At 66.2% G+C, this 21,002-nt stretch carries 17 protein-coding genes; 3 read left to right on the top strand and 14 right to left on the bottom strand.

Going from position 1 to position 21,002, the window contains the following annotated elements:
* Positions 1-7: 7 nt before the first annotated feature.
* The 6 genes from hpaD to hpaH all read right to left on the bottom strand — a co-directional run bounded on the left by hpaD (position 8) and on the right by hpaH (position 6,635).
* Positions 8-1,150: a 3,4-dihydroxyphenylacetate 2,3-dioxygenase gene (gene hpaD / locus ACFWHR_RS08560; protein ID WP_382447879.1), complete on the bottom strand. Its 1,143-nt coding sequence runs from the start codon at positions 1,148-1,150 to the stop codon at positions 8-10.
* Positions 1,151-1,191: 41 nt separating this feature from the next.
* Entirely contained in the window at positions 1,192-2,691 is a 1,500-nt protein-coding gene (gene hpaE / locus ACFWHR_RS08555) for a 5-carboxymethyl-2-hydroxymuconate semialdehyde dehydrogenase (protein ID WP_382447878.1), read from the bottom strand.
* Complete coding sequence (locus ACFWHR_RS08550) at positions 2,688-3,395, bottom strand: GntR family transcriptional regulator (protein WP_382447877.1); 708 nt, start codon at positions 3,393-3,395, stop codon at positions 2,688-2,690. Before ACFWHR_RS08550 ends, hpaE begins: the two co-directional genes overlap by 4 nt.
* 2 nt (positions 3,396-3,397) lie before the next feature.
* A complete protein-coding gene (locus ACFWHR_RS08545; protein WP_382447876.1) occupies positions 3,398-4,960 on the bottom strand; it encodes a fumarylacetoacetate hydrolase family protein in 1,563 nt (520 codons plus the stop codon).
* Between the two features lie 89 nt (positions 4,961-5,049).
* Complete coding sequence (locus ACFWHR_RS08540) at positions 5,050-5,865, bottom strand: HpcH/HpaI aldolase/citrate lyase family protein (protein WP_382447875.1); 816 nt, start codon at positions 5,863-5,865, stop codon at positions 5,050-5,052.
* Positions 5,850-6,635, bottom strand: a complete 786-nt coding sequence (hpaH, locus tag ACFWHR_RS08535; protein WP_382447874.1) for a 2-oxo-hept-4-ene-1,7-dioate hydratase — start codon at positions 6,633-6,635, stop codon at positions 5,850-5,852. The genes ACFWHR_RS08540 and hpaH overlap by 16 nt, the downstream gene beginning before the upstream one ends.
* A gap of 176 nt (positions 6,636-6,811) precedes the next feature.
* Here hpaH and ACFWHR_RS08530 point away from each other — a divergent pair, with 176 nt between their 5' ends.
* Positions 6,812-8,917: a DEAD/DEAH box helicase gene (locus ACFWHR_RS08530; RefSeq protein WP_382447873.1), complete on the top strand. Its 2,106-nt coding sequence runs from the start codon at positions 6,812-6,814 to the stop codon at positions 8,915-8,917.
* A 103-nt stretch (positions 8,918-9,020) separates the two neighbouring features.
* Here the strand turns inward: ACFWHR_RS08530 and ACFWHR_RS08525 are convergent, their stop codons facing one another.
* Complete coding sequence (locus ACFWHR_RS08525) at positions 9,021-10,433, bottom strand: aldehyde dehydrogenase family protein (protein ID WP_382447872.1); 1,413 nt, start codon at positions 10,431-10,433, stop codon at positions 9,021-9,023.
* 194 nt (positions 10,434-10,627) lie between these two features.
* Between ACFWHR_RS08525 and ACFWHR_RS08520 the strand changes: the two genes are divergently transcribed.
* Complete coding sequence (locus ACFWHR_RS08520; protein WP_382447871.1) at positions 10,628-12,229, top strand: GMC family oxidoreductase; 1,602 nt, start codon at positions 10,628-10,630, stop codon at positions 12,227-12,229.
* A gap of 61 nt (positions 12,230-12,290) precedes the next feature.
* Here ACFWHR_RS08520 and ACFWHR_RS08515 read toward each other — a convergent pair whose 3' ends face one another.
* Positions 12,291-12,590 (bottom strand): EthD family reductase, encoded by a 300-nt coding sequence (locus ACFWHR_RS08515; RefSeq protein WP_382447870.1) that lies wholly within the window; start codon positions 12,588-12,590, stop codon positions 12,291-12,293.
* Positions 12,583-14,256, bottom strand: coding sequence for an amidohydrolase (locus ACFWHR_RS08510; RefSeq protein ID WP_382447869.1), 1,674 nt, complete (start codon positions 14,254-14,256; stop codon positions 12,583-12,585). The genes ACFWHR_RS08515 and ACFWHR_RS08510 overlap by 8 nt, the downstream gene beginning before the upstream one ends.
* Positions 14,257-14,468: 212 nt before the next feature.
* On the opposite strand from ACFWHR_RS08510, the gene ACFWHR_RS08505 reads away from it, so the two are divergent.
* Entirely contained in the window at positions 14,469-15,299 is an 831-nt protein-coding gene (locus ACFWHR_RS08505; protein WP_382447868.1) for an SDR family NAD(P)-dependent oxidoreductase, read from the top strand.
* Between the two features lie 73 nt (positions 15,300-15,372).
* On the opposite strand, the gene ACFWHR_RS08500 is transcribed toward ACFWHR_RS08505, so the two are convergent.
* The 5 genes from ACFWHR_RS08500 to ACFWHR_RS08480 form a co-directional block, all read right to left on the bottom strand.
* Positions 15,373-16,068, bottom strand: coding sequence for an ABC transporter ATP-binding protein (locus ACFWHR_RS08500; protein WP_382447867.1), 696 nt, complete (start codon positions 16,066-16,068; stop codon positions 15,373-15,375).
* Positions 16,065-17,837 carry an ATP-binding cassette domain-containing protein gene (locus ACFWHR_RS08495; RefSeq protein ID WP_382447866.1) on the bottom strand — a complete coding sequence of 591 codons (1,773 nt, stop codon included), beginning with the start codon at positions 17,835-17,837 and terminating at the stop codon, positions 16,065-16,067. Before ACFWHR_RS08495 ends, ACFWHR_RS08500 begins: the two co-directional genes overlap by 4 nt.
* Complete coding sequence (locus ACFWHR_RS08490) at positions 17,824-18,699, bottom strand: branched-chain amino acid ABC transporter permease (protein ID WP_382447865.1); 876 nt, start codon at positions 18,697-18,699, stop codon at positions 17,824-17,826. The genes ACFWHR_RS08495 and ACFWHR_RS08490 overlap by 14 nt, the downstream gene beginning before the upstream one ends.
* 147 nt (positions 18,700-18,846) lie before the next feature.
* The gene (locus ACFWHR_RS08485; protein ID WP_382447864.1) at positions 18,847-20,028 is read right to left on the bottom strand and encodes an ABC transporter substrate-binding protein; all 1,182 of its coding nucleotides are present in this window, start codon (positions 20,026-20,028) and stop codon (positions 18,847-18,849) included.
* A 56-nt stretch (positions 20,029-20,084) separates the two neighbouring features.
* Positions 20,085-20,894: a MoaF C-terminal domain-containing protein gene (locus ACFWHR_RS08480; RefSeq protein WP_382447863.1), complete on the bottom strand. Its 810-nt coding sequence runs from the start codon at positions 20,892-20,894 to the stop codon at positions 20,085-20,087.
* Between the last annotated feature and the right edge of the window lie 108 nt (positions 20,895-21,002).

The following is a 21,002-nucleotide window of genomic DNA, read 5'->3' as shown; positions in this document are numbered from 1 at the left end:
GGAAAATCTACAGCGTATTGCCGAGCTTGAAACCCTTCTCGCCCTCGTCGTCGCGGGTGTACGAAAACCCGTCGGCGCCAATCGTCACGGCCATCTCCGAGCTATCGGTGCGCGCAATCACCGGCTGCGGGTTGCCGTCGAGGTCGAGCACCAGGGAGCCGTCGGTGTACCAGGACGGGACGACCGGGTTGCCCCACCAGTCACGGCGCTGGTTGTCGTGTACGTCCCAAGTGACGACCGGGTTGTCGGGGTCGCCGGTGTAGTAGTCCTGCGTGTAGACCTCGACGCGGTGGCCGTCGGGATCGCGCAGGTACAGGTAAAACGCGTTCGAGACGCCGTGGCGACCGGGGCCGCGCTCGATGCTGTCAGACCTGCGCAGTGCGCCGAGCTTGTCGCAAATTGCGAGAATGTTGTGCTTCTCGTGCGTCGCGAAGCACACGTGGTGCATCCGCGGGCCGTCGCCGCCGGTCATAGCGGTGTCGTGCACGGTCGGCTTGCGCCGCATCCACGCGGCGTAGACGGTGCCCTCGTTGTCTTGAATGTCTTCGGTTACACGGAAGCCGAGATTCTGCATGAAGCCGACCGCTCGCGGCACATCGGGGGTGATCTGGTTGAAGTGGTCGAGCCGCACGAGTTCGCCGGGAATGTGCAGATCGTAGCGCCACGACATGCGCTCCGTGTGCTCCGTCTGGTGGAAGAACTCGTAGGGGAAACCGAGCGGATCAACAACGCGCACCGAGTCGCCAATGCCCGTCACGAAACCGTTCGGGTTACGACGCACCTCGCAACCGAGTTCTTCGTAGAACGCGACTGCGAGGTCGAGGTCTTCGGGGGAGCGAACGCGGTATGAGAACGCCGCGACGGCCGCTACGGGACCCTTCCTCAGCACGAGGTTGTGGTGAATGAACTCCTCGGTCGAACGGAGGTAGATCGCCTCGTCGTCCTCGGTGGTCACGTACAGACCGAGCACGTCAACGTAGAACTCGCGTGACGCCGCGAGATCGGTGACGATGAGCTCCATGTACGCGCAGCGCAAGATATCGGGCGCGGGCGACCTAGGAGTGAGAATCGGGTTCGCTGACTCGATGGGGGCTTCTTTGGTGACCCAGAACCCCGAGGAGGTCTTGTCGCTTTCGTTGAGTTTAGCCATGGTGTGTCTCCGTTCAGTGCCGTCTAGATGTCTCGGGGCCGCTACTTGGCGCCCGCACCGAACTTGGGTGAGTGAGCTTCGTTGAGCGTGATGTGGACGGCCTGCTGATCGGTGTAGAAGTCGATCGAGCGGTAGCCGCCCTCGTGGCCGAGGCCCGATGCCTTCACGCCACCGAAGGGGGTGCGCAGATCGCGCACGTTGTTCGAGTTCAGCCACACCATTCCGGCGTCGACCGACTGCGAGAAGTTGTGCGCACGCTTCAGATTTGACGTCCAGATGTAGGCAGCCAGGCCGTACTTCGTGTTGTTCGCGAGCTCAAGTGCTTCTTCGTCGGTGTCGAACGGTGTGATCGCGACGACGGGCCCGAAGATCTCCTCCTGGAAGATGCGCGCATCGGGGGATACATCGGCGAACACAGTGGGGGCGATGTAGTTACCGACGGGGAAGCCCTCGGGGCGGCCGCCGCCGGCGACGAGGCGGCCCTCGCCCTTGCCGATCTCGACGTAGCTCATGACCTTGTTGTAGTGCTCGGGGTGCACGAGCGCGCCCACCTCGGTTGCGGGGTCTGAGGGCAGCCCGACGACCACGTTCTTCGCGCGTTCGGCGTAGCGCTCGACGAACTCGTCGTAGATGTCGCGCTGCACGAGGATGCGGCTACCGGCGGTGCAGCGCTCGCCGTTCAGGCTGAACACGCCGAATACCGTCGCATCGAGCGCGGCCTCAAGATCCGCATCCGCGAAAACGACGGCCGGGCTCTTGCCGCCGAGCTCCATCGAAAGCCCCTTCAGGAACGGCGCTGCGTTGCCGAAGATCAGGGACCCGGTGCTGCTCTCGCCGGTGAATGAGATCAGCGGCACGTCGGGGTGCTTCACGAGCGCGTCGCCCGCCTCTTCACCGAGACCGTTCACGAGGTTGAAGACGCCGTCGGGTACGCCGGCCTCACGGAAGATCTCGGCCCAGAGCGACGCCGAAAGCGGCGTGAACTCGGCAGGCTTCAATACGACGGTGTTGCCGGTCGCGAGCGCGGGGCCGAGCTTCCACGACTCGAGCATGAACGGCGTGTTCCAGGGGGTGATGAGCCCCGCGACGCCGATCGGCTTGCGGTTGACGTAGTTGATCTGGCGGCCCGGCACCTTGAAGGTGTCGTCGTGCTGGGCGACGATGAGGTCTGCGAAGAAGCGGAAGTTCTCGGCGGCGCGGCGCGCCTGGCCCTTGGCCTGCGTGATCGGCAGGCCCGAGTCGAAGCTTTCGAGCTCGGCGAGCTGCGCGTCGCGGGACTCGACGATGTCTGCGACCTTGTGCAGAATGCGCGAGCGCTCGCGGGGGAGCAGCTTCGGCCACGGTCCCTCGGTGAACGCGCGCTTCGCTGCGGCGACCGCCAGGTCGATGTCGGCCTGCTGGCCCGCTGCGGCCTGGATGTAGTTTTCGTTGGTGACGGGATCGAGCACGTCGAAAGTCTCGCCGCCAACGGAATCGACGAATTCACCGTCGATGAAATGGCGGATGCGGTCGGGGAGCCCTGCGGGCTTCTGATGCGTCATGCGTATTCCTCCAGATTGCGGGATCGGATTGCTGAATCGGATGGGGAGTGGTGGTGTTCTTCCGTGTATGCCAGCACCGCGTCGAGCGTCGCGGTGCGGTGGGCGCGGGCCGCGAGCTCAATGTCGAGGGGCGAGGCGCCGCTCTCGATGAGACTGAGCAGCTGCTCGTGCTCGTCAACGGACTCGGAGGCGCGAGCGGGCACGAAACTGAACGACGAATTGCGCAGCACGTTCATACGGCTCCAGCCGCGATGTACGAGATCGAGGATGTGCGGGTTCGGGCACGCCTCGAATAGCACGCTGTGAAAGTCGAGGTTGAGCTCGGTGAAGCGCTGCGGATCGAAGGCGCCCGAGAGCGTATCTCGCATGGTGGCGTTGATTTCGCGCGCGCGACGGATCTGTTCTGGCGTGATGTCTGGCGCAGCGAGCCCGGTCGCTGACCCCTCTACGAGGGCAAGCGTCTGCATGGTGTGCAGGTACTCGGTCTCCTTGATCAGGGCTACCTGCGCGCCGACGTTGCGCTCGAACGTCACTAACTGTTCGGCTTCGAGTCTGCGGATCGCCTCGCGCACTGGCACCACAGACATGTCGAGTTCTGCCGCGATGGGTCCCAGTACCAGCCGGAACCCCGGCACGTACTGACCGGAGTCAATGCGGGAGCGGATCAGGCGGTATGCCTGCTCCGATTTCGATTCCGAAGCCATGATCAGGCCTGCGCTTCTGGGCCGGTTGCTGCGCCGGGCTGCTCAGCGTTCTGTGCGCGGTGTGCGTCGTACTTGGCGCGCCACTGCGCGTTCATGGGGAAAAGCCCGTCGACCGCTTCGCCGTTGGCCACCTGATCTGCCACCCAAGCGTCTGCCGCCTCTTGTTCGGCGGCCTCGGCAGCAACCTCCACGAGGAGTGCGGGCGGAATCACGATCACGCCGTCGCGGTCACCCATGATGATGTCGCCGGGCTGTACGGCAGCCCCGCCGCACGCGATCGTGACGTCGACCTCCCACGGCACGTGGCGTCGACCGAGCACGCTCGGGTGGGCGCCCTGCGAAAACACGGGGATGTCGAACTGCTGCACGGCCGCGAAGTCGCGAACGCCGCCGTCGGTCACAATGCCGGCAGCTCCGCGCACCTGCGCTCGGAGGGCCAGCACGTCGCCGACGGTGCCGGTCTCGCGCACACCGCGCGCCTCGATCACGAGCACCTCGCCGGGATTCACCGTGTCGAAGGCGAGTTTCTGTGCGTTGAACCCACCGCCGTGTGCCTTGAAGAGATCGGGGCGGAACGGAATGAAGCGCAGAGTCTTCGCTGTGCCAATGATGGTGTCGCCCTCGTGATTCGGGTGCACGCCGTCGATAAAGATGTCGACGTAGCCGCGCTTGCGCAGCGCGGCCGAAACCGTCGCAACGGCCACGCCAGCGAGCTGCTCGCGAATCTCAGACGTCAGCGGCGACGGAGCAGCTTCGGCCCCGTCAGTGTCGGCGGCCGAGAGCGGAGTTGCGCGCCCGGCAGCCACTGCCGCCGAGTGCTCGGCTTCACTGCCCCACGCTTCGATGCGCTGCAGATCGTCGACCTGAGGCTGCGAGCCGAAGTCGCCGAACGGCACCGATCCCTGGGTGACCGTCGTTACGAGGCGACCGGTGCTCGGGGCGCCGGGAGCCTCGGGGGCGTCAACCTCAACCTCGACGACGTCGCCGGGTACCACAACCGAGGAGCCCGCGGGAGTTCCCGTCAAGATCACGTCGCCTGTCTCGAGCGTCAGGTGCTGGGAGAGGTCGGCGACGAGCTGGCCGAACGGGAACGTGAGCGTGTCACTCGTGTCGTCTTGCACGAGTTCGCCATTCACCCACGTGCGCACGCGCCACGCGTCCGGGCCGATGCCATCGGTGGGAATCGCCTTTGGGCCGATCGGGGTAAACCCGTCGCCGCCCTTGTTGCGCAGGTTCGAGCCCTTGTCGGCGGCGCGGAGATCGTAGATGCCGAGGTCATTGGCCGCCGTCACTGCTGCCACGTGCTGCCAGCCGTCTTCGGGGGTGACGTGTCGGGCCGGAGCTCCGATAACGAGCGCGATCTCGCCCTCAAAAGCGAGCAACTCGGTGCCTGCCGGGCGCTCCACCACGCCGCCTGTGGGGGCGAGGGAGGAGGCTGGCTTCACGAAGTACGAGGGGTGCTTGGGCGTGCGCCCGCGCTGTGCGATGCGGGACGGGTAATTGAGGTGGACGGCAATGATCTTGCCGGGGGTCTCGATACCCAGGTCTTCGATTCCGTACGTCATCGTAGCCTCGATCCTTCGTTGTATTTGAAATCGTATACGATCTGCGGAGTGTTGTGAAGAGCTGGCGAACAACTCGCGGTTGTGACGGGTTAGTACGAGGCGCGAGCGTCGCGAGTGCCGCGTTCGGGCGCTGCGAAACGAGCGACCAGGGCCTCCGTCTGGCGGGCGAGAATCGCGACGTCTGCGCCCACGGCGACGAACGAGGCACCCGCGGCGATGTATCGCTCGGCATCCTCGGGAACGAACGCGTTTACACCTGCGGGTTTGCCCGCCGCGACCGCACATTCGATCGTGGTGAGCACCGCAGCCACGACGTCCGGGTGGTTCTGCTGCCCGAGCAGTCCCATCGACGCCGCGAGATCTGATGGCCCGATGAAGATTGCATCGACGCCGTCGACCGCGAGGATTCGCTCGGCGTCGGCAACCGCCGCCGCCGACTCGATCTGCACCGTGAGGCTGATCGTTTCGTCTGCGCGACCGAGGTAGCCGTCGACGCGGTTCCAACGGGCCGAACGCGCAAGCGCCGAGCCCACGCCCCGCACACCTCGCGGTGGGTAGCGCACCGCCCGCACGATCTGTTCGGCCTGTTCGGCTGAATCGACCATCGGCACGAGCAGGTTTTGTGCGCCTAGATCGAGAAACTGCTTGATGAGTACGGTGTCGCCGAAAGGTACCCGCACGAGCGGCGCGACGGGGTACCCCGACATGGCGTGCAGCTGCGCGAGCACCGATTCGAGCCCGTTGGGGGAGTGCTCAGCGTCGAGCAGTACCCAATCGCAACCGCTGCCGGCGACAATCTCTGCGGTCACCGGGCTGCTCGCAGAGGCCCACAGGCCGATGAGCGCGCGGTCTGCGGACGCCAGGCGATCCCGCAGTGTCTCGGGGAGATTCATACGAAGCGGCATGTCACCGACCCCAGCTCGTGATAGTCAGCGTGCACGGTATCGCCGCGCTCCACCCACATCGGCTTCGTGAATGAGCCGGCGAGGATGATCTCGCCAGCTTCGAGAGTCTGTCCGTGCTGAGCGAGCTTGTTGGCGAGCCAGGCGACGCCGAGCGCCGGGTGACCGAGTACGGCCCCGGCGACCCCCGAGTCTTCGATGGCCTCGTTGCGGTAGAGCAACGCCTTCGCCCAGGTGAGGTCGAGTTCGTCGACCCTCACCGGCCGCCCCCCGATCACCATGGCGCCCATTGCGGCGTTGTCGCTGATGGTGTCAACGATGGTGCGTCCCTCGAGTTCGAGATGCGAATTCAGTACCTCGAGCGCTGGCGCGACATACGCGGTTGCGTCGAGCACGTCGAACAGCGTGACATTCGGTCCCGTGAGTGGTTTTGCAAGCACGAATGCGAGTTCCACTTCGATGCGCACGTTCGAGAACTTGTCGAATTCAATAGTCGAACCGGACTCGAGCACCATGTCGTCGTGAATCACGCCGTAGTCGGGTTCGGAAATGCCCGTGGCGACCTGCATGACTCGCGAGGTGAGGCCGATCTTATGCCCGACGAGGCGCGCCCCGGCGGCGATGCGGCGATCCGACCATTCCTTCTGAATGGCGTACGAATCTTCGATCACCATGCCCGGGTACCGAGCGGTGAGGCGGGGCAGGATCGTGCGATCTTTATCTGCCTGTACCAGTTCGTCTGCGATAGCTGCAATCTGAGTCTGCTCGAGCACGGGACCTCCATTGTCTGACGTGTGTGATCAAATCGTATACGATCTTGCCGTCGTGGCGCCAGAGGGGCTTTCCCGTCCACCGGGAATGGTGAACTCCCGGTAGCTTTTCGGTGCCGCGGTGTGTAACGTATGCGCGGTCGCACCACAGTGGCTCGGTGACGCGGTACACTTATCTGATGACCTCTTCCGAAAACGCCGCCCCCACCGAATCCGAGGGCGAGCGCATTACCTTCGCCGACCTGGGTCTTGCACCCGAGGTTCTCCGCGCAGTGACGGATGTGGGATACGAAACGCCCTCCGCAATTCAGGCCGCCACAATCCCGACCCTCCTCGAGGGTAAAGACGTAGTGGGCCTCGCGCAGACCGGCACCGGCAAGACCGCTGCCTTCGCACTTCCGATCCTCTCCCGTATCACCCCCGGCCAGGGCGTGCCCCAGGCACTCGTTCTCGCACCGACCCGTGAGCTCGCGCTCCAGGTGTGCGAGGCCTTCGAGAGCTACGCCACGCACCTCCCTGAAGTTCACCTCCTCCCCGTGTATGGCGGGCAGGCCTATGGCCAGCAGCTGTCAGCGCTGCGCCGCGGCGTAGACATCGTCGTCGGCACTCCCGGCCGAATCATGGACCACCTCAAGCGCGGTTCGCTCGATCTCACGCAGATCAAGTACCTCGTGCTCGATGAGGCCGATGAGATGCTCAAGATGGGCTTTGCTGAAGACGTCGAGACGATTCTCGCCGACACGCCCAAGGAGAAGCAGGTCGCCCTCTTCTCCGCGACAATGCCCGCTCAGATCCGCCGCATCTCGCAGCAGTACCTGAACGACCCGCGCGAGATCAAGATCCAGGGCAAGACGCAGACGAGCTCGAGCATCACGCAGCGCTACAACGTGGTCTCGTATACGCAGAAGCTCGACGCGCTCACGCGCATTCTTGAGGTCGAAGACTTCGACGGCATGATCGTCTTCACCCGTACGCGCGGTGACTCCGAGCAGGTCGCTGAGAAACTTCGGGCACGCGGCTACTCGGCTGCCGCCATCAACGGCGACATCCAGCAGGCGCAGCGCGAGCGCACCGTGCAGGCGCTGAAGGACGGCAAGCTCGACATTCTGGTTGCCACCGACGTTGCCGCTCGCGGTCTTGACGTTGAGCGCATCAGCCACGTCATCAACTACGACCTGCCAATCGACACCGAGTCGTACGTGCACCGTATCGGCCGCACCGGCCGCGCGGGTCGCAGCGGCGACGCGATCAGCTTCGTGACGCCTCGCGAGCAGCGCCTGCTGAAGGCCATCGAGAAGGCGACGAAGCAGCCGCTCACGCAGATGCCGCTGCCGCAGATCGACGAGGTCAATGCAACGCGCCTCTCGCGCTTCGACGACGCCATCACTTCGGCGCTCGGCGAGACACGCCGCATCGACGCGTTCCGCGACATCATCGCTCACTACGTGCGCCACCACGACGTTCCTGAGACGGACGTTGCGGCCGCGCTGGCCGTCGTGTCGCAGGGCAAGACTCCGCTGCTGCTGACCGAAGACGATGATCGTAAGTTCGAGCGTGACCGCAAGCAGGCCGCCAAGTTCCTCGAGGACTCGGGCAGTGGCCGTGGCGATCGCCCCGGGCGTGAGGATCGCGGGCCGCGCGAGCGCCGCGACGATTTGCGCATGTACCGCATCGAGGTCGGACGCCGCCAGAACGTGCAGCCCGGCCAGATCATCGGCGCCATTGCGAACGAGGGCGGGTTGACCCGCGATGACTTCGGTCGCATCCAGGTGCGCGACGACTTCTCGCTCGTCGAGCTGCCGGCAAAGCTCTCGGCTGAGACGGTTGCGCGCCTCGAAGACACGCAGATCGGCGGCAAGTCGATCAACCTCCGCGAAGACAATGGTCCGAGCCCCCGCGGCCGCGACTTCGAAGACCGCGGCTCACGCGGCGGTGGACGCGGCGGCTACAGCGGCGGTGGCCGTGGCGGTTACGACCGTGACGATCGCGGCGGACGCTCCGGTGGCGGTTACGGTGGCAACCGTGACGATCGCGGTGGGCGCTCGGGCGGCTACGGTGGCAACCGTGACGATCGCGGTGGGCGCTCGGGCGGCTACGGTGGCAACCGTGACGATCGCGGTGGCAGCACTGGCGGCTACGGCGGCAACCGTGATGACCGCGGTGGGCGCTCGGGTGGCGGCGACCGCTGGTCGTCGAACCGGGGAGACAGCGGTGGTCGCGACGATCGTGGCGGCCGCGACGGCGGCGCTAACCGCGCCGACGGCAAGCGCAAGCCGCGCTGGTAACTCAGCGCTCGTAACGCCGCGCTGATGTCGCGCGCGGCGTGAACTACGCGAAAAGGGGGCGGGGATCCGATTGGATCCCCGCCCCCTTTCAGGTTTCTCGTGACTAGCCGCTAATGACGTGCGGCTCGGCGACGGCCTTGAGGCCGGCGACGCCGAACTCCCGACCGTAGCCCGACTGCTTTGCGCCGCCGAACGGGATCATCGGGTGCAGGCCTCCGTGCGAGTTGATCCACGTGGTGCCCGCCTGCAGACGCGCTGCCACCTCAAGGGCGCGTGCGCGATCCGACGACCACACGGAGGAGCCGAGGCCGAACTCCAGTTCGTTCGCCAGCTTCACGACCTCGTCGAGGTCGGAGTAGCGAATGATCGGGAGGGCTGGGCCGAACTGCTCTTCGAGCACGAGATCGTTGTGCGGATCGATGTCGGCGATGAGTGTCGTCGGGTAGAAGTTTCCGACGGCCTCTCGATCGGGTTCGCCGCCGAGCACGACGCGTGCTCCTGAGGCCTTTGCCGACTCGACGAGTCGATCGACCTCATCGAACTGCGCGCGGTTCTGCAGCGGGCCGAGCACGTTTTGTTCTTCGAGCCCCACCCCCATCGGCACGTTTGCGGCGAACTTCGCGAGCTCGCTGACGACCGCGTCGTACACCGAATCGTGCACGTACAAACGCTTCAGGGCCGCGCAGGTCTGGCCGGTGTTGATGAACGCCCCCCAGAACAGATCCTCGGCGATGGCCGCCGGGTCAACGTCGGGAAGTACGATGCCGGCGTCGTTCCCGCCGAGTTCGAGCGTGAGTCGGGACACGTTCGCCGCCGACGCTTCGATAATGCGCTTGCCCACGGGAGTAGACCCGGTGAACATGATCTTGCCGATCTTCGGGCTGCGCGTGAGCGCGTCGCCGACCGTGCGACCCGGCCCGGCAACAATGTTGAGGACGCCCTCGGGCAGCACCTCGTTCATTACCTTCACGAGTGCGAGCACCGACAGCGAGGTGGTCTCAGCCGGCTTGATCACAACCGTATTGCCCATGCGCAGCGAAGGTGCGATCTGCCAGATCGAGATCATCATGGGCCAGTTCCACGGCGAGATTGCGCCGACCACTCCGAGCGGGCGGTAATGCATCTCGGCGTATCCCGACTCGTCGTCGATGATCACCTCGACGGGCATCGGCGTATCGGCAGCGGCGCGGGTCCAGGCGACGCAGCCGCCGACCTCGAATCGGGCATTCGGACCGTTGAGCGGCTTGCCCTGCTCGCGCGAGAGTAGCTCGGCCAGTGCCTCGGCCGAGGCCTCGATCGCGTCAGCCGCGCGGTTCAATACGGCGCTGCGCTCGGCGTCACCGAGGGCGGCCCACGCGGGCTGCGCGGCCTCGGCGCGATCGATCGCGACGTTCAGCGCATCGACGTCTTCGACCGGCGCGGTGCCGATGAGGGCGCCGGTTGCGGGGTCGAAGACTTCGCGGGTGGCGCCGCCCGTCGGGGTGATAGCTGCAAGCAAGCTGTCGAAGGTGTGCATAGGGTCTCCACTTCGAGTCCGGTGTGATTCCTGACCAAGCGTACGGGGGACCTCGGGGCGCAGCTTGACTGCGGCCGCAGCGCAGTTGACGATTTGAGCACATCGCCGCGGGCAGGCTCGACCCCGCGATTGGCTGGTGGGAGGCTCGGGAGTAACGACGCGGCAACGAGGCTGCGCCAGGGAAGGAATGAGCGATGTCGGTTCAGTCGAGCGGGGCGGAACAGCCTCGGAGCGTCATTGTTGTTGGTGCGGGATCAGCGGGTTCAGTGGTCGCACGCAGACTGGCGGATGCCGGCGTGACGGTCACCGTGCTTGAAGCGGGCGGCGAAGACGGCAACCCGGCGATCCACGATCCGATGCGCATGGGCGAGCTCTGGCACAGCGCCGACGACTGGGATTACCACACGGTGCCGCAGCCAGGCGCGAACGGCCACCGCCTCCACTTGCCCCGCGGTAAAGTACTCGGCGGCTCGCACTCGCTGAACGCCATGATTTGGGTGCGCTGCTCGCCGCTCGATTTCGACCACTGGGCGTCGCTCGGCAATGACGGCTGGGCGTGGAACGACGTGCTGCCCGTGTATCAGCAGATCGAACGCTTCCACGGTGCTGGCGATGGCAGCGTGGGGCTGCGCGGTACCGATGGGCTGCTCGACATTACCGACGACTATCCGCTCGCACCGATCCAACAGGCTATCATCGACGCCGCCGTGCAGGAGGGGCTGCAGCACAATCCAGATTACAACGGCGCCTCACTCGACGGCGTCTCGCAGGAGCAGATCACCGTGCGCGACGGTAAGCGACTCAACACCTATATGGCGTATTTGAAGCCCGTGCGCGACCGCGTGACCGTCGAGGTGGGGTGCCACGTTCACGAGCTCCTGTTCGCCGACGCCGCCGACGCCGCCGACGCTGACGCGGCTGGTGACGTTGACGCCGCGCCGCCCCGCGTCCTCGGTGTGCGATTCTCACAGGGGGGCGAGCTGCGCGAGTTGTTCGCAGACGAGGTCGTGCTCGCGGCGGGTGCGATCGACTCTCCTCGGGTACTGCTGCGATCCGGGATCGGCCCCGCCGCTGAACTTCGCGAGGTGGGCATCGAGCCCCGCGTCGACCTCCCGGGCGTCGGCAAGAACCTGCACGATCACCTGCTCTCGCCGGTCATCTTCGAAACCGAGCAGCCTGTCGGCCCACCGGAGCCCGGTCGGTCGGTCACGCAGACACACCTGTTCTGGAAGAGCCGGGACGAGCTTGACCGTCCCGACACCCAGCCCATCAACTTCTCCGTACCGATGTACGGCGACTTCCTTGAGCCGCGCTCGAACGACGGATTCACGTTCATGGCCGGGCTCGTCACACCGCAGGCGCGCGGCGCGATCACGCTCTCGGGGCCCGACGCAGAGGACCCGCTGCAGATCGACCTCGACGCGCTCGGGCACGAAGACGACGTCGCCTCGCTCGTGGCGTCGGTGCAGCAGTGTCGGCGTATCGGCAGGCAGCAGGCGCTCGCGGGCGAGTGGGGTGCGACAGAGGTGTACCCCGGGCCTGAGATCGGCGACGGTGAGGATCTCGTGAACTACGTGCGCGAGACCGTCGCGACCTACCACCATCAGGTTGGCACCTGCAAGATGGGCGTGGATGACGCGGCCGTCGTATCACCGAGACTCGCCGTCTACGGCGTCGACGGGCTGCGCGTCATCGATGCGTCGATCATGCCGTGCATCACGACGGGCAACACGAACGCGCCGGCCATCCTCATCGGCGAGCTCGGCGCCAAGTTCATGCTCGAGGACGCCCACTAACCCGCGCGCCCCGCCCTCGCCCAAACCCGCCCGCGCACGACGAGGGGAGGGTGTAGAAGGGTTAGAGGGGGACGTCTTCTACCTCGAAGGTGAAGACCTCGGCGCCGCCCGTCGCGTAGTTGGGTACGTCGGCCTCAACGGCGCGGCCCTCGGGAGACGAGAGCGCGGCGCCGAGGGCCGCCTCATCCGTGAAGCGCGCCTCAAAGACGGCGAAATAGGGCGCGTTCGCGATCCCGATCGAGAACGAAATGCCGAGCACGCCGGGGAGCTGCGCGCAGAGCGGCAGGTGCGTTTCGCGATAGTACGCCTCGAACTCGGCCGGATCGGTGGGCTCCGGGTACAGCACCAGCAGCTTATGCACGGGATTCTCCTTCTTCGTCGGTCGGGGTGCTACGCGCGAACACGCGTCGCCCGGTGAACCAAGTCTCGTTCACCCTGGTCTGCGCGAGTTCGCGCGCCGGGTGCGCGAACGGATCGCGGTCGAGCACGACGAAATCGGCAGACTTGCCGACCTCGAGCGACCCAGTCTCGTGAGCGAGACCCATCGCCTCGGCGCCGCTGATGGTGAACGCGGCGATCGCCTCCTCCAGCGTAATGGCCTCCTCGGGCCAGAGCGTGCCGGCGTAAGCGCCGCTCGGATCCTCGCGAGTGACGAGCCCGTGAATGCCATCCCAGGCGTTGGGCGAAGGCGAGACGGGCCAGTCTGATCCGCCGGCGACGATAGCCCCGGCATCGAGCAGCGAACGGTTCGGCTGCATGCGATCGGCGCGGTCGCGGGGGAGCACCTCGCGAATCGCTTCGACGATCGGGCCGGGCACCCAGATGAACGGCGAAATGTCGGCCGCGACGCCGAGCTGCGCGAACCGCGGGACGTCGTCGGGGTGCACAAACTGGCCGTGCGCCACCTGGTACCGCGCGTCATCAAAGCCCTCGCCGCGCAGCACCTCGACCGCGTTCAGCACCGCGTGCACCGACGCGTCGCCGGTACAGTGAATCTTCGCCGAAAGCCCGGCAGCAGACGTGCGGCGCAGCCAGTCGAGCAGCTCCGAGGGATCGAGCAGAGTGGATCCGTGAAAGTGGTCGCCGTGCAGGTCATCGGGCAGGTACGGCTCGAGAAACGCGCCGGTGCGGGTCGGCGGCACGCCGTCCAAGAAGATCTTCACGAAGTCGGGGCGATGGTGCGGTGTGCGGTAGCGCTCGCCGTCGAACACCAGATCATTGCCGATGACGGTGTGGCCGAAGATCTCGTCGTTGACGAGCATCGACGAGACGACCCAAGCGTCGAGTTCGCCCGCCGCATCAAGATCGTGCAAGGCTCCCAGCGTCGCCGTGGAGACACCAGCGTCTTGAAACGCGGTGATGCCGAACGAGCTCAGAATGCTCACCCCGTGCCGCGAGGCAGCGCGTTCTTGGTCGGCAGTGAGCCCGCCGACCGCGCGTTGCGCTCGTGCGACGGGGATGCCGGCGGCCTCGAGCAGCACGCCCGTGGGGCGACCGCTCGCGTCGAGCACGACACCGGTGTCGCCCGCGCTGACTCCCGCGAGTTCGAGCGCCCGACTCGACACCCAGCGATTGTGGTGCGAGTCGTCCGAGAGCATTACGGGGCGTCCGCCAGCGGCCTCGTCGAGGCGGGCCAGAGCCGCCGCAGAGTTGATGTCGGTGAAGCGATCGCTCATCCAGGGCCCGCCGACAACCCAAGCATCGGCCGGCAGCTTCGCGGCGTGCGCACGCACGGCCTCGATGATGCCGTCGAGATGAGCGCCGATCGGCACCCGCAGTTCGAAAAGTTCCTCCTGGCCTGCGACGGAGTGGTGCGTGTGCACGTCGATGAGCCCCGGCATGACGAACGCCCCGGCGAGATCGCGCACTTCTGTGGCGGGCCCGGCGAGTTCGGAGATCTCTGCGCTCGATCCCACCGCCGTTATCCTGCCCGCGGTGACCGCGATCGCCTCAGCGAGCGGTGCCGCGGCGTTCACTGTCCAAATGCGGCCCCCGGTCAAGACCAGGTCGGGTTGCTGATGGGTCATCGGTGACTCCTCGCGTCGTTACGGGCGGCCGCCGACACACCGCGACGCGCTGCCCTCAGTATTGCAAGCGTCTGGTCCACGCGATTGTGCGTCAGTGCTCCGAGGTTGACCGCCGGTGATCGATCGGCCAGCGACCACGCTTGCGGCGGCTCGGCGGGCGAAGATGAGGAGACGCGGCCCGCACGGGCGCGCGAACACGCGGAGGGATCAACATGGCTAGGCAGAACAACGGCGTTCAAGATCGAGTGGTGCTCGTCACTGGTGGTGGCACCGGCATTGGTGCGGCTGTCGCTGAGCGGTACACCGAGGAGGGGGCCCACGTGGTGATCGTCGGCCGTCGCGAGGGCCCGCTACGGGAAGTCGCTGATCGCATTGGCGCGACCGCGTTCGTCGCCGACGTTGCTGATGGCGAGGCTGCCGCGGCCGCGGTCGCCGAAGCCGTTCGGAACTTTGGCCGGCTCGATGTGCTCGTCGCCAACGCCGGCGGCCACGGTTTCGCCGCCGTGGGGGAGACAAGCGACGCTGACTGGAGCGCGGCGATGACCGCGAACCTGACGACCGCGTTTGCGATGTCGCGGGCGGCGTTGCCCGAGCTCGTCGCGAGCGCGGAGACAACCGGGGGCAGCGAGATCGTGATCGTATCGTCGCTCGCCGGGTTGTTCGCTGGCCCATCGGTTGCTGGATACACGGTGGGCAAGCACGCGCTGATCGGCCTGACGCGCTCGCTGGCCCGCGATTACAGCCGCAAGGGCGTCCGCGTAAATGCCGTCTGCCCCGGTTGGGTGCGCACTCCGATGGCTGACGCCGAGATGGATGAGTTCGCGGAGCACGCTCCCGAGATCGCCGATCGGGAGGCTGGGTACGCGGCGGTCACGCGTGACGTGCCGCTCGGCCGGGCCGCCGAGCCCGCCGAGATCGCCGCGATCGTGCGGTTCCTGGGATCGAGCGAGTCTTCATACATGTCAGGATCGGTGCTCGTCGCCGATGGCGGCGCGCACATCGTCGACCTGCCCACCATCGCCTTCGAGCACGCCGGAATGTAGCAGGAGGGTTCGGCCGGTTACGCACCGGCCGAACCCGCCTGCATTGGCCGGTTACGCACCGGCCGAACCCGCCCTATCCTCCGAGATACGCCGCCCGCAGCAGTTGCGGGTCGTCGGCGAGCTCGGCCGCCGGTGCCTGCGCGTGACTGACGCGACCGCTCGCGATCACCATTGCCTCGTCGGCGATGCCGAGCGCGAGGTGTGTGAATTGCTCGACGAGCAGCACGCCGACGCCCGACGCCGCGATCTTCTGAATGAGCGGCAGCAATCGCATGAACACCACGGGCGCGAGCCCGAGCGACATTTCGTCAATGAGCAGAAAGCGCGGTTTCGCGGCGAACGCCCGCGCGAGCACGACCATTTGCTGCTCACCGCCCGAGAGCAACACCGACTGAGCGTCGATGCGTTTTTCGAGCTCGGGGAACGAGTGCAAGACCTCGTCGAGTGCTGCGCCGGTTTTCGCGGTCAGCAGGATGTTCTCGCGCACAGTGAGTGACGGGAAGATCGCCCGGCCCTGCTCAATGTGCGCGATGCCCGCGCGTGAGCGCTGCACGCGGCTGCGCTTCGCGATCGATTCACCGTCGAGCGAGATGTCACCGGCGGAGTGCGCGATGACGCCCGACACCGACTCGAGCAGGCTCGACTTTCCGGCACCGTTCGGGCCGACGAGGGCGAGCACCTCGCCAGCCCGAACGGTGAGGTCGACGTCTGAGACGACCGGGCCGGCGCCGCGACTGACGCTCACCCCGGTGAGCTTGAGTTCGGTCATGAGCTGAGCTCCGCATCTCCCATGTAGGCCGCGATCACGGCCGGTGTATCGAGCACTTCGGCGGTGGGGCCCTGCGCCAGCACACGACCGAAATCGAGCACGGTGAGTTCCGTGCAGACTGAGCGAACCAGGTCGAGATCGTGCTCGATGAGCACGATCGCGGTGTCAAAGCGCGAGGGAATGCGCGTGAGACGGTGCCCGAACTGCAGGTGCTCCTCGTGCGAGAGGCCGGCCGCTGGCTCATCGAGAATGAGCAGTCGCGGCCCCGCGAGCACCGCGGCGGCGACCTCGATCAGGCGGCGCGTACCGACGTCGACCGTCGTGAGCGGGGTGTCGGGTGACGGGCAGCCGAGAAACGCGAGGGCGTCGCTCAGCTCGTCGTGGTCGAGCCGCTGACGTGCCACGAAGCGCACGTAGGCCTCGACCGTGAGCTGGGGTGGCACCCGATCCTGTTGGAAAGTGCGGCGCAGCCCGCGCCGCGCGCGCTGCGCGGGGGAGAGACGGCTGATGTCGACGCCGTCGAGCAGCGTGTGCCCTGTGTGCTGCGGAAGAAATCCGCTGACGGCGTCGACAAACGTCGACTTGCCAGCGCCGTTCGGTCCGATCAGACCCATGATCGAGCGGGGGCGCACGGCGAGCGATACGTCGTCGAGCGCCTTCAGCGCGCCGAACTGCACACCGAGCCCGACCACCTCGAGCACGGGCGGGGCGTCCGCCGGAATCGGCGTTGCCGCCTCGGGCACCGCGAACACATCGAGCACACTCGTGCCGACATCGGACGGCGACGTGGCGGCCGCCGCAGCGAGAGCGGCGGTCTTGGCAGCTGACCGCTTCCGAAGCAGTCCGCGGATGCCTTCGCCGAGGTTCGATCCGCTCGTCAGAGCCTGGATGCCGAGTAGACCGAACACCACGAATCCCCAGTCTTGCGGCACTCCCCACTTCTTCAGCAGCTCGGGCACCACTACCCACAGAATGCCGCCGAAGATTGCCATGTCGATGAGGTAGGCGCCGCTCATGACGGCGAGAATGTACAGCGCGAGCGATTGCAGCGGCGCGAAACTCGACGCGAACGGCAGCTGCACCTGACCCGCGAGCAGTCCGCCAGAGATGCCGGCGAGCGCCGCGCTGACGGCAAACGCAGAGAGCTTGGCAGCCGACACGCTCTGGCCGACCGCGGCGGTGCCGCGCTCAGAGAACGCGACGGCCTTCCAACTGCTGCCCATCCGGCTGCGCTGCAGCCACGACACGATCAGGGCGCAGACAATCATCACGATAGCGGCGAAGAAGAAGTACTCGCGGTCGCTCGAGAACGCGGTCGGGCGCGCGACGGCGATGCCGTCGACCGACCCGGGAAACTGAATCTGCACGAGCATGACGTCGAAGGCTGCAGCGAATCCGAGCGTGACGACAGCGAGATTCACGCCGCGCAGTCGGAGTGCCGGGAGCCCGATGAGCATGCCGGCGAGGCCGCCTGCGATGCCGCCGGCGAGCAACCAGACAATGAAGCCGCCTGGCGTGTCCATGGTGTTGAGCCAGGCGACCACCCAGGCGCCGATTGCCGCGAACGTCAGCTGGGAGAGCGCGATGATCCCCGCGGAGCCGGTGACGACGCCGAGGCCGAGCACCGAGATGATCGCGGTCAGCGCGCTGATACCGAGAAACACGTAGTAGCCGGAGAGCCCGACACTGAGCACCCAGGCGATGCCGACGCCGACGATGGCGACGAGGATGGGCAGGGCCGTGCGGAGGCGACGGTTAGCGAGCAACATCCCACACCTCCTTCCGCTGCGACCACAGCAGCAGCACGACGATGAACAGGAACGGGATGAAGTTGCGCACGAACGAGACCGCAGGGATCTGCGCCACGATGCCCGAGATGATCCCGAGCACGAGCCCACCGACGACCGCGAAGTCGAGGCGACGGAACCCGCCGAGCAGCGCGGCCGCTGAGGCCGGGATAATGAGCATGGAGAGGCTGATCGCGTCGTTCGACTGCGACGGCGCGATCACGAGGATCGTGATCGCGGAAATTGCGCCGGTGGCGGCCCAAACGCCGATCGAAAGCGGCTTTGCCGCGATCCCGATCAGTTCTGCTGTGGTGGGACGCTCGGAAAGGGCGCGAAGTTTGGTACCGATCGTGGTTCGCCGCAGCAGCAGTGCGCAGCCCCCGGCAACGATCACGGCGAGCACAACCATCACGATCGTGACCCAGCTCACGACAACCCCGGCGGCCTTGAACGCTGGCCCCGACAGTATGGGTTCAAACGGCTGGGGCTTGTTTCCGAACAGGATGAATGAGAGCGAGATCAGCATGAGTAGCGGGGCAACGGTCATGGCGGATCGGAGCGTGACGGATGCCTCGGAGAGCCAGGTCGCAGCGATCCAGCCGATTGCCGCGTTCAGTGCGGCCCCGACCACGATGCCAACTATCGTCGCGGCCCAGACCGGAAGCCCGAGCTCTGTCGCAAACCAGACCGCTGAAAACGCGGCAAACATGCCGGTCGCGGCCTGCGCGAAGTTCACGACGCGAACGAGGCGGCTCATGAGCGTTAGTGTGACCGCGAGCACGGCGTAGAGCCCGCCCGACGCGAGGCCGGCGAGCGCCCCCTGAAGCAGCGCGCTGCCGTTCACGCGACACCTCCGCGGTGCGACGGGGCGGGGAATAGGTGATGCATGAGGCTCCTTTGCCGAGATGGGGGATGCGGGCACCCGATGCGACGAACGTGTCGCATCGGGTGCCCGCTGTCAGCCGCTGCAGCGGCGAACCGTCAGTGCGGATTAACCCTCGGGAATCAGCCAGTCGTCTGCCGACTTCTCCCAGGCCCGGGTGCCCGACTTCAGCACGACCGGCCAACCGCCCGGCGTGTAGTCCTGCGCTGCGATCTTGTCGAACTGGTAGGGGAACGCCGTCATCTCACTCTCGATCGGGTCCATGTCGTGGAGCGCCTTCGAAACTGACTCACGGGTGATATCGCCATCCATGCCCTTCAGTACCTCGACAACGTTGGTCGCTGCGAGGTAGCCGCCCTGGCTGAATGAGGTCAGCGGAATGTCATTGTCTTGCATCAGCGACTTCCAATCGGCATTGACGTCACTGTCCTCGGTAAAGGGGTAGAACTCGGCGGGTACGTGCACGCCCTTGCCGGTCCAATCGAGCGCGGACGCGAAATTCTCACTGTAGACACTCGTCAGGAAGAGGAAGGAGACGTCGTCCCAGCCCTGCGCCTGCGCCGCCTTGACTTGACCGATGGCATCGGGCTCGATGCCGTTCACGGCAATCGCCTTGCAGCCGGCGTTCTTGGCCTTCACAATGTAGGGCGTGTAGTCGGAGCCGCCGTACGGCAGGCTGTCATCGACGAGCAGCGGCTTCTTGCCGGTGATCTCCGTCCACTTCTCAACGCCAGCGAGGTACGAGGGCTTCGTCGAGCCAGCGATTTCGAGCAGCACGCAGATGTTGTCGAGGCCGAGATTCTCCGAACCGTTCAGCAGCGTCAGCGTCATATCGTTGAACGGGCCGAGGTTAGCCGGGGCAATGTTCGGAGAGTCAAAGCAGCCGGTATCGACGCCGATGCCGGGAACAGAGAGCACGCCTTCCTGCGTGTAATAGTCCTGGTTAATCTCGCACTCGATCAGCGAAGCGCCACCGACGAGCGCGACGACCTCGTCGCTGCCGACGAGCTCACGCGCCGCCGCCGTGGCCGATGCAGGGTCGCCCTTGTCGTCGACCGTCTTGTACTCGATCTTGTGCCCGTTGATGCCGCCGTCGTCATTGACGCGATCGAACACGGCCTTGGCCGCCGCGCTTGCCTCAGGGAACGTGGCTGCACCACTCAGGGTATTGACCGAGCCGAGAACGATGGGTGCGCCCTCGCCGCCACCGCCACCTCCGCCCGCGCAACCGGAGAGCGCGAGCGCGGCGGTGGCGGTGAGCGCCGCGGCCGCAATAAAGCGGTTCTTCATAGTGTGTCCTCTCAACAGGGTGATCAGGGGTGAGTTTCTTGGTACGGCTGCGCCGCTCAAACGGGTTGCACGTCGGGGTAGTCGACCGACCCGATGGGGTAAATGTGGCCACCCGCCCGCGACTGCTCGGCAGCCCCCTCGCCATTGAGGCCCAGGAAGATGCCCGTGGTGCGCAGGGCATAGCCGAGGTCATGCAGCCACACACTGGCGACCGCGATGCGGAACTCGCGGAAGCAGAACAGGTAGAGACCATCGGCAAACTTCCACACGGTCGACATATCCATGTCGCCGTGCCCACGCTGCACACCCTGCACGCACTGCCACGCGTAGCGCTGGCTTGAAATGTACACGTGCTCGTACAGGTGCTCGGGGCTGTAGCGGTACAGGTTGCGTTTGCCGATGAGGTCGCGCGAGGCCGCAGGTGCATCGCCCGTGGGGGAGCCGCCGTCGGTGACAGCCGCCCAGAACGTCTGGCCGACCTGCGGCTCACCCGCGGTCTCCTCCGCCGCGATCGTGGAACGGACGACGAGCGCGCGGTGCGTGGTCTCCGAAAACACAATCGTGAGCGATTCCCGTTCGCGGGACTCGAGTGGCAAATTCACAAACACGACATCGGAGCGCACCCGCACCGCGTCGTAGGGGTCGCGGCGCTCGCCGCCGGAGGCGATCGCGCCGTCAGCCTGCCACGCCACCTCGCTCGCTGAGAATGCGAGCGACATCGTCGCGCCGTCGTCGAGGGTCAGCGTAAGGGAGCGGCCGTCGAGGTCGCTGTTCGGAAGCCGGTACGTGTCGATACCCGCGGCGAATTCGTCGTAGCTGCGCCACTCGTTCGGGTCAGCGGTAACGGGCGTGTCGTGGTTCGTCATTGACCATCGTTCCTTTGCTCGGGCCTGGCTCCGGGCGACACGAGACCGGGTGAGCGGCCTCCCGTCAGGCGTCGTCGCCCGTCAGATGCGTCTCACTGTACGCAGCGC

It is taken from the genome of Leucobacter sp. NPDC058333, assembly GCF_042726155.1.
GTDB lineage: Bacteria > Actinomycetota > Actinomycetes > Actinomycetales > Microbacteriaceae > Leucobacter.
Note: the sequence above shows the minus strand (reverse complement) of the source record. Positions and strands in the feature narration are given on the sequence as shown.

What these genes read in the sequence shown, in the direction of transcription:
- hpaD (WP_382447879.1), bottom strand. Translation starts at nt 1,150, where the DNA reads ATGGCTAAACTCAACGAAAGCGACAAGACCTCCTCGGGGTTCTGGGTC.
- hpaE (WP_382447878.1), bottom strand. Translation starts at nt 2,691, where the DNA reads ATGACGCATCAGAAGCCCGCAGGGCTCCCCGACCGCATCCGCCATTTC.
- ACFWHR_RS08550 (WP_382447877.1), bottom strand. Translation starts at nt 3,395, where the DNA reads ATGGCTTCGGAATCGAAATCGGAGCAGGCATACCGCCTGATCCGCTCC.
- ACFWHR_RS08545 (WP_382447876.1), bottom strand. Translation starts at nt 4,960, where the DNA reads ATGACGTACGGAATCGAAGACCTGGGTATCGAGACCCCCGGCAAGATC.
- ACFWHR_RS08540 (WP_382447875.1), bottom strand. Translation starts at nt 5,865, where the DNA reads ATGCCGCTTCGTATGAATCTCCCCGAGACACTGCGGGATCGCCTGGCG.
- ACFWHR_RS08530 (WP_382447873.1), top strand. Translation starts at nt 6,812, where the DNA reads ATGACCTCTTCCGAAAACGCCGCCCCCACCGAATCCGAGGGCGAGCGC.
- ACFWHR_RS08525 (WP_382447872.1), bottom strand. Translation starts at nt 10,433, where the DNA reads ATGCACACCTTCGACAGCTTGCTTGCAGCTATCACCCCGACGGGCGGC.
- ACFWHR_RS08520 (WP_382447871.1), top strand. Translation starts at nt 10,628, where the DNA reads ATGTCGGTTCAGTCGAGCGGGGCGGAACAGCCTCGGAGCGTCATTGTT.
- ACFWHR_RS08510 (WP_382447869.1), bottom strand. Translation starts at nt 14,256, where the DNA reads ATGACCCATCAGCAACCCGACCTGGTCTTGACCGGGGGCCGCATTTGG.
- ACFWHR_RS08505 (WP_382447868.1), top strand. Translation starts at nt 14,469, where the DNA reads ATGGCTAGGCAGAACAACGGCGTTCAAGATCGAGTGGTGCTCGTCACT.
- ACFWHR_RS08500 (WP_382447867.1), bottom strand. Translation starts at nt 16,068, where the DNA reads ATGACCGAACTCAAGCTCACCGGGGTGAGCGTCAGTCGCGGCGCCGGC.
- ACFWHR_RS08495 (WP_382447866.1), bottom strand. Translation starts at nt 17,837, where the DNA reads ATGTTGCTCGCTAACCGTCGCCTCCGCACGGCCCTGCCCATCCTCGTC.
- ACFWHR_RS08485 (WP_382447864.1), bottom strand. Translation starts at nt 20,028, where the DNA reads ATGAAGAACCGCTTTATTGCGGCCGCGGCGCTCACCGCCACCGCCGCG.
- ACFWHR_RS08480 (WP_382447863.1), bottom strand. Translation starts at nt 20,894, where the DNA reads ATGACGAACCACGACACGCCCGTTACCGCTGACCCGAACGAGTGGCGC.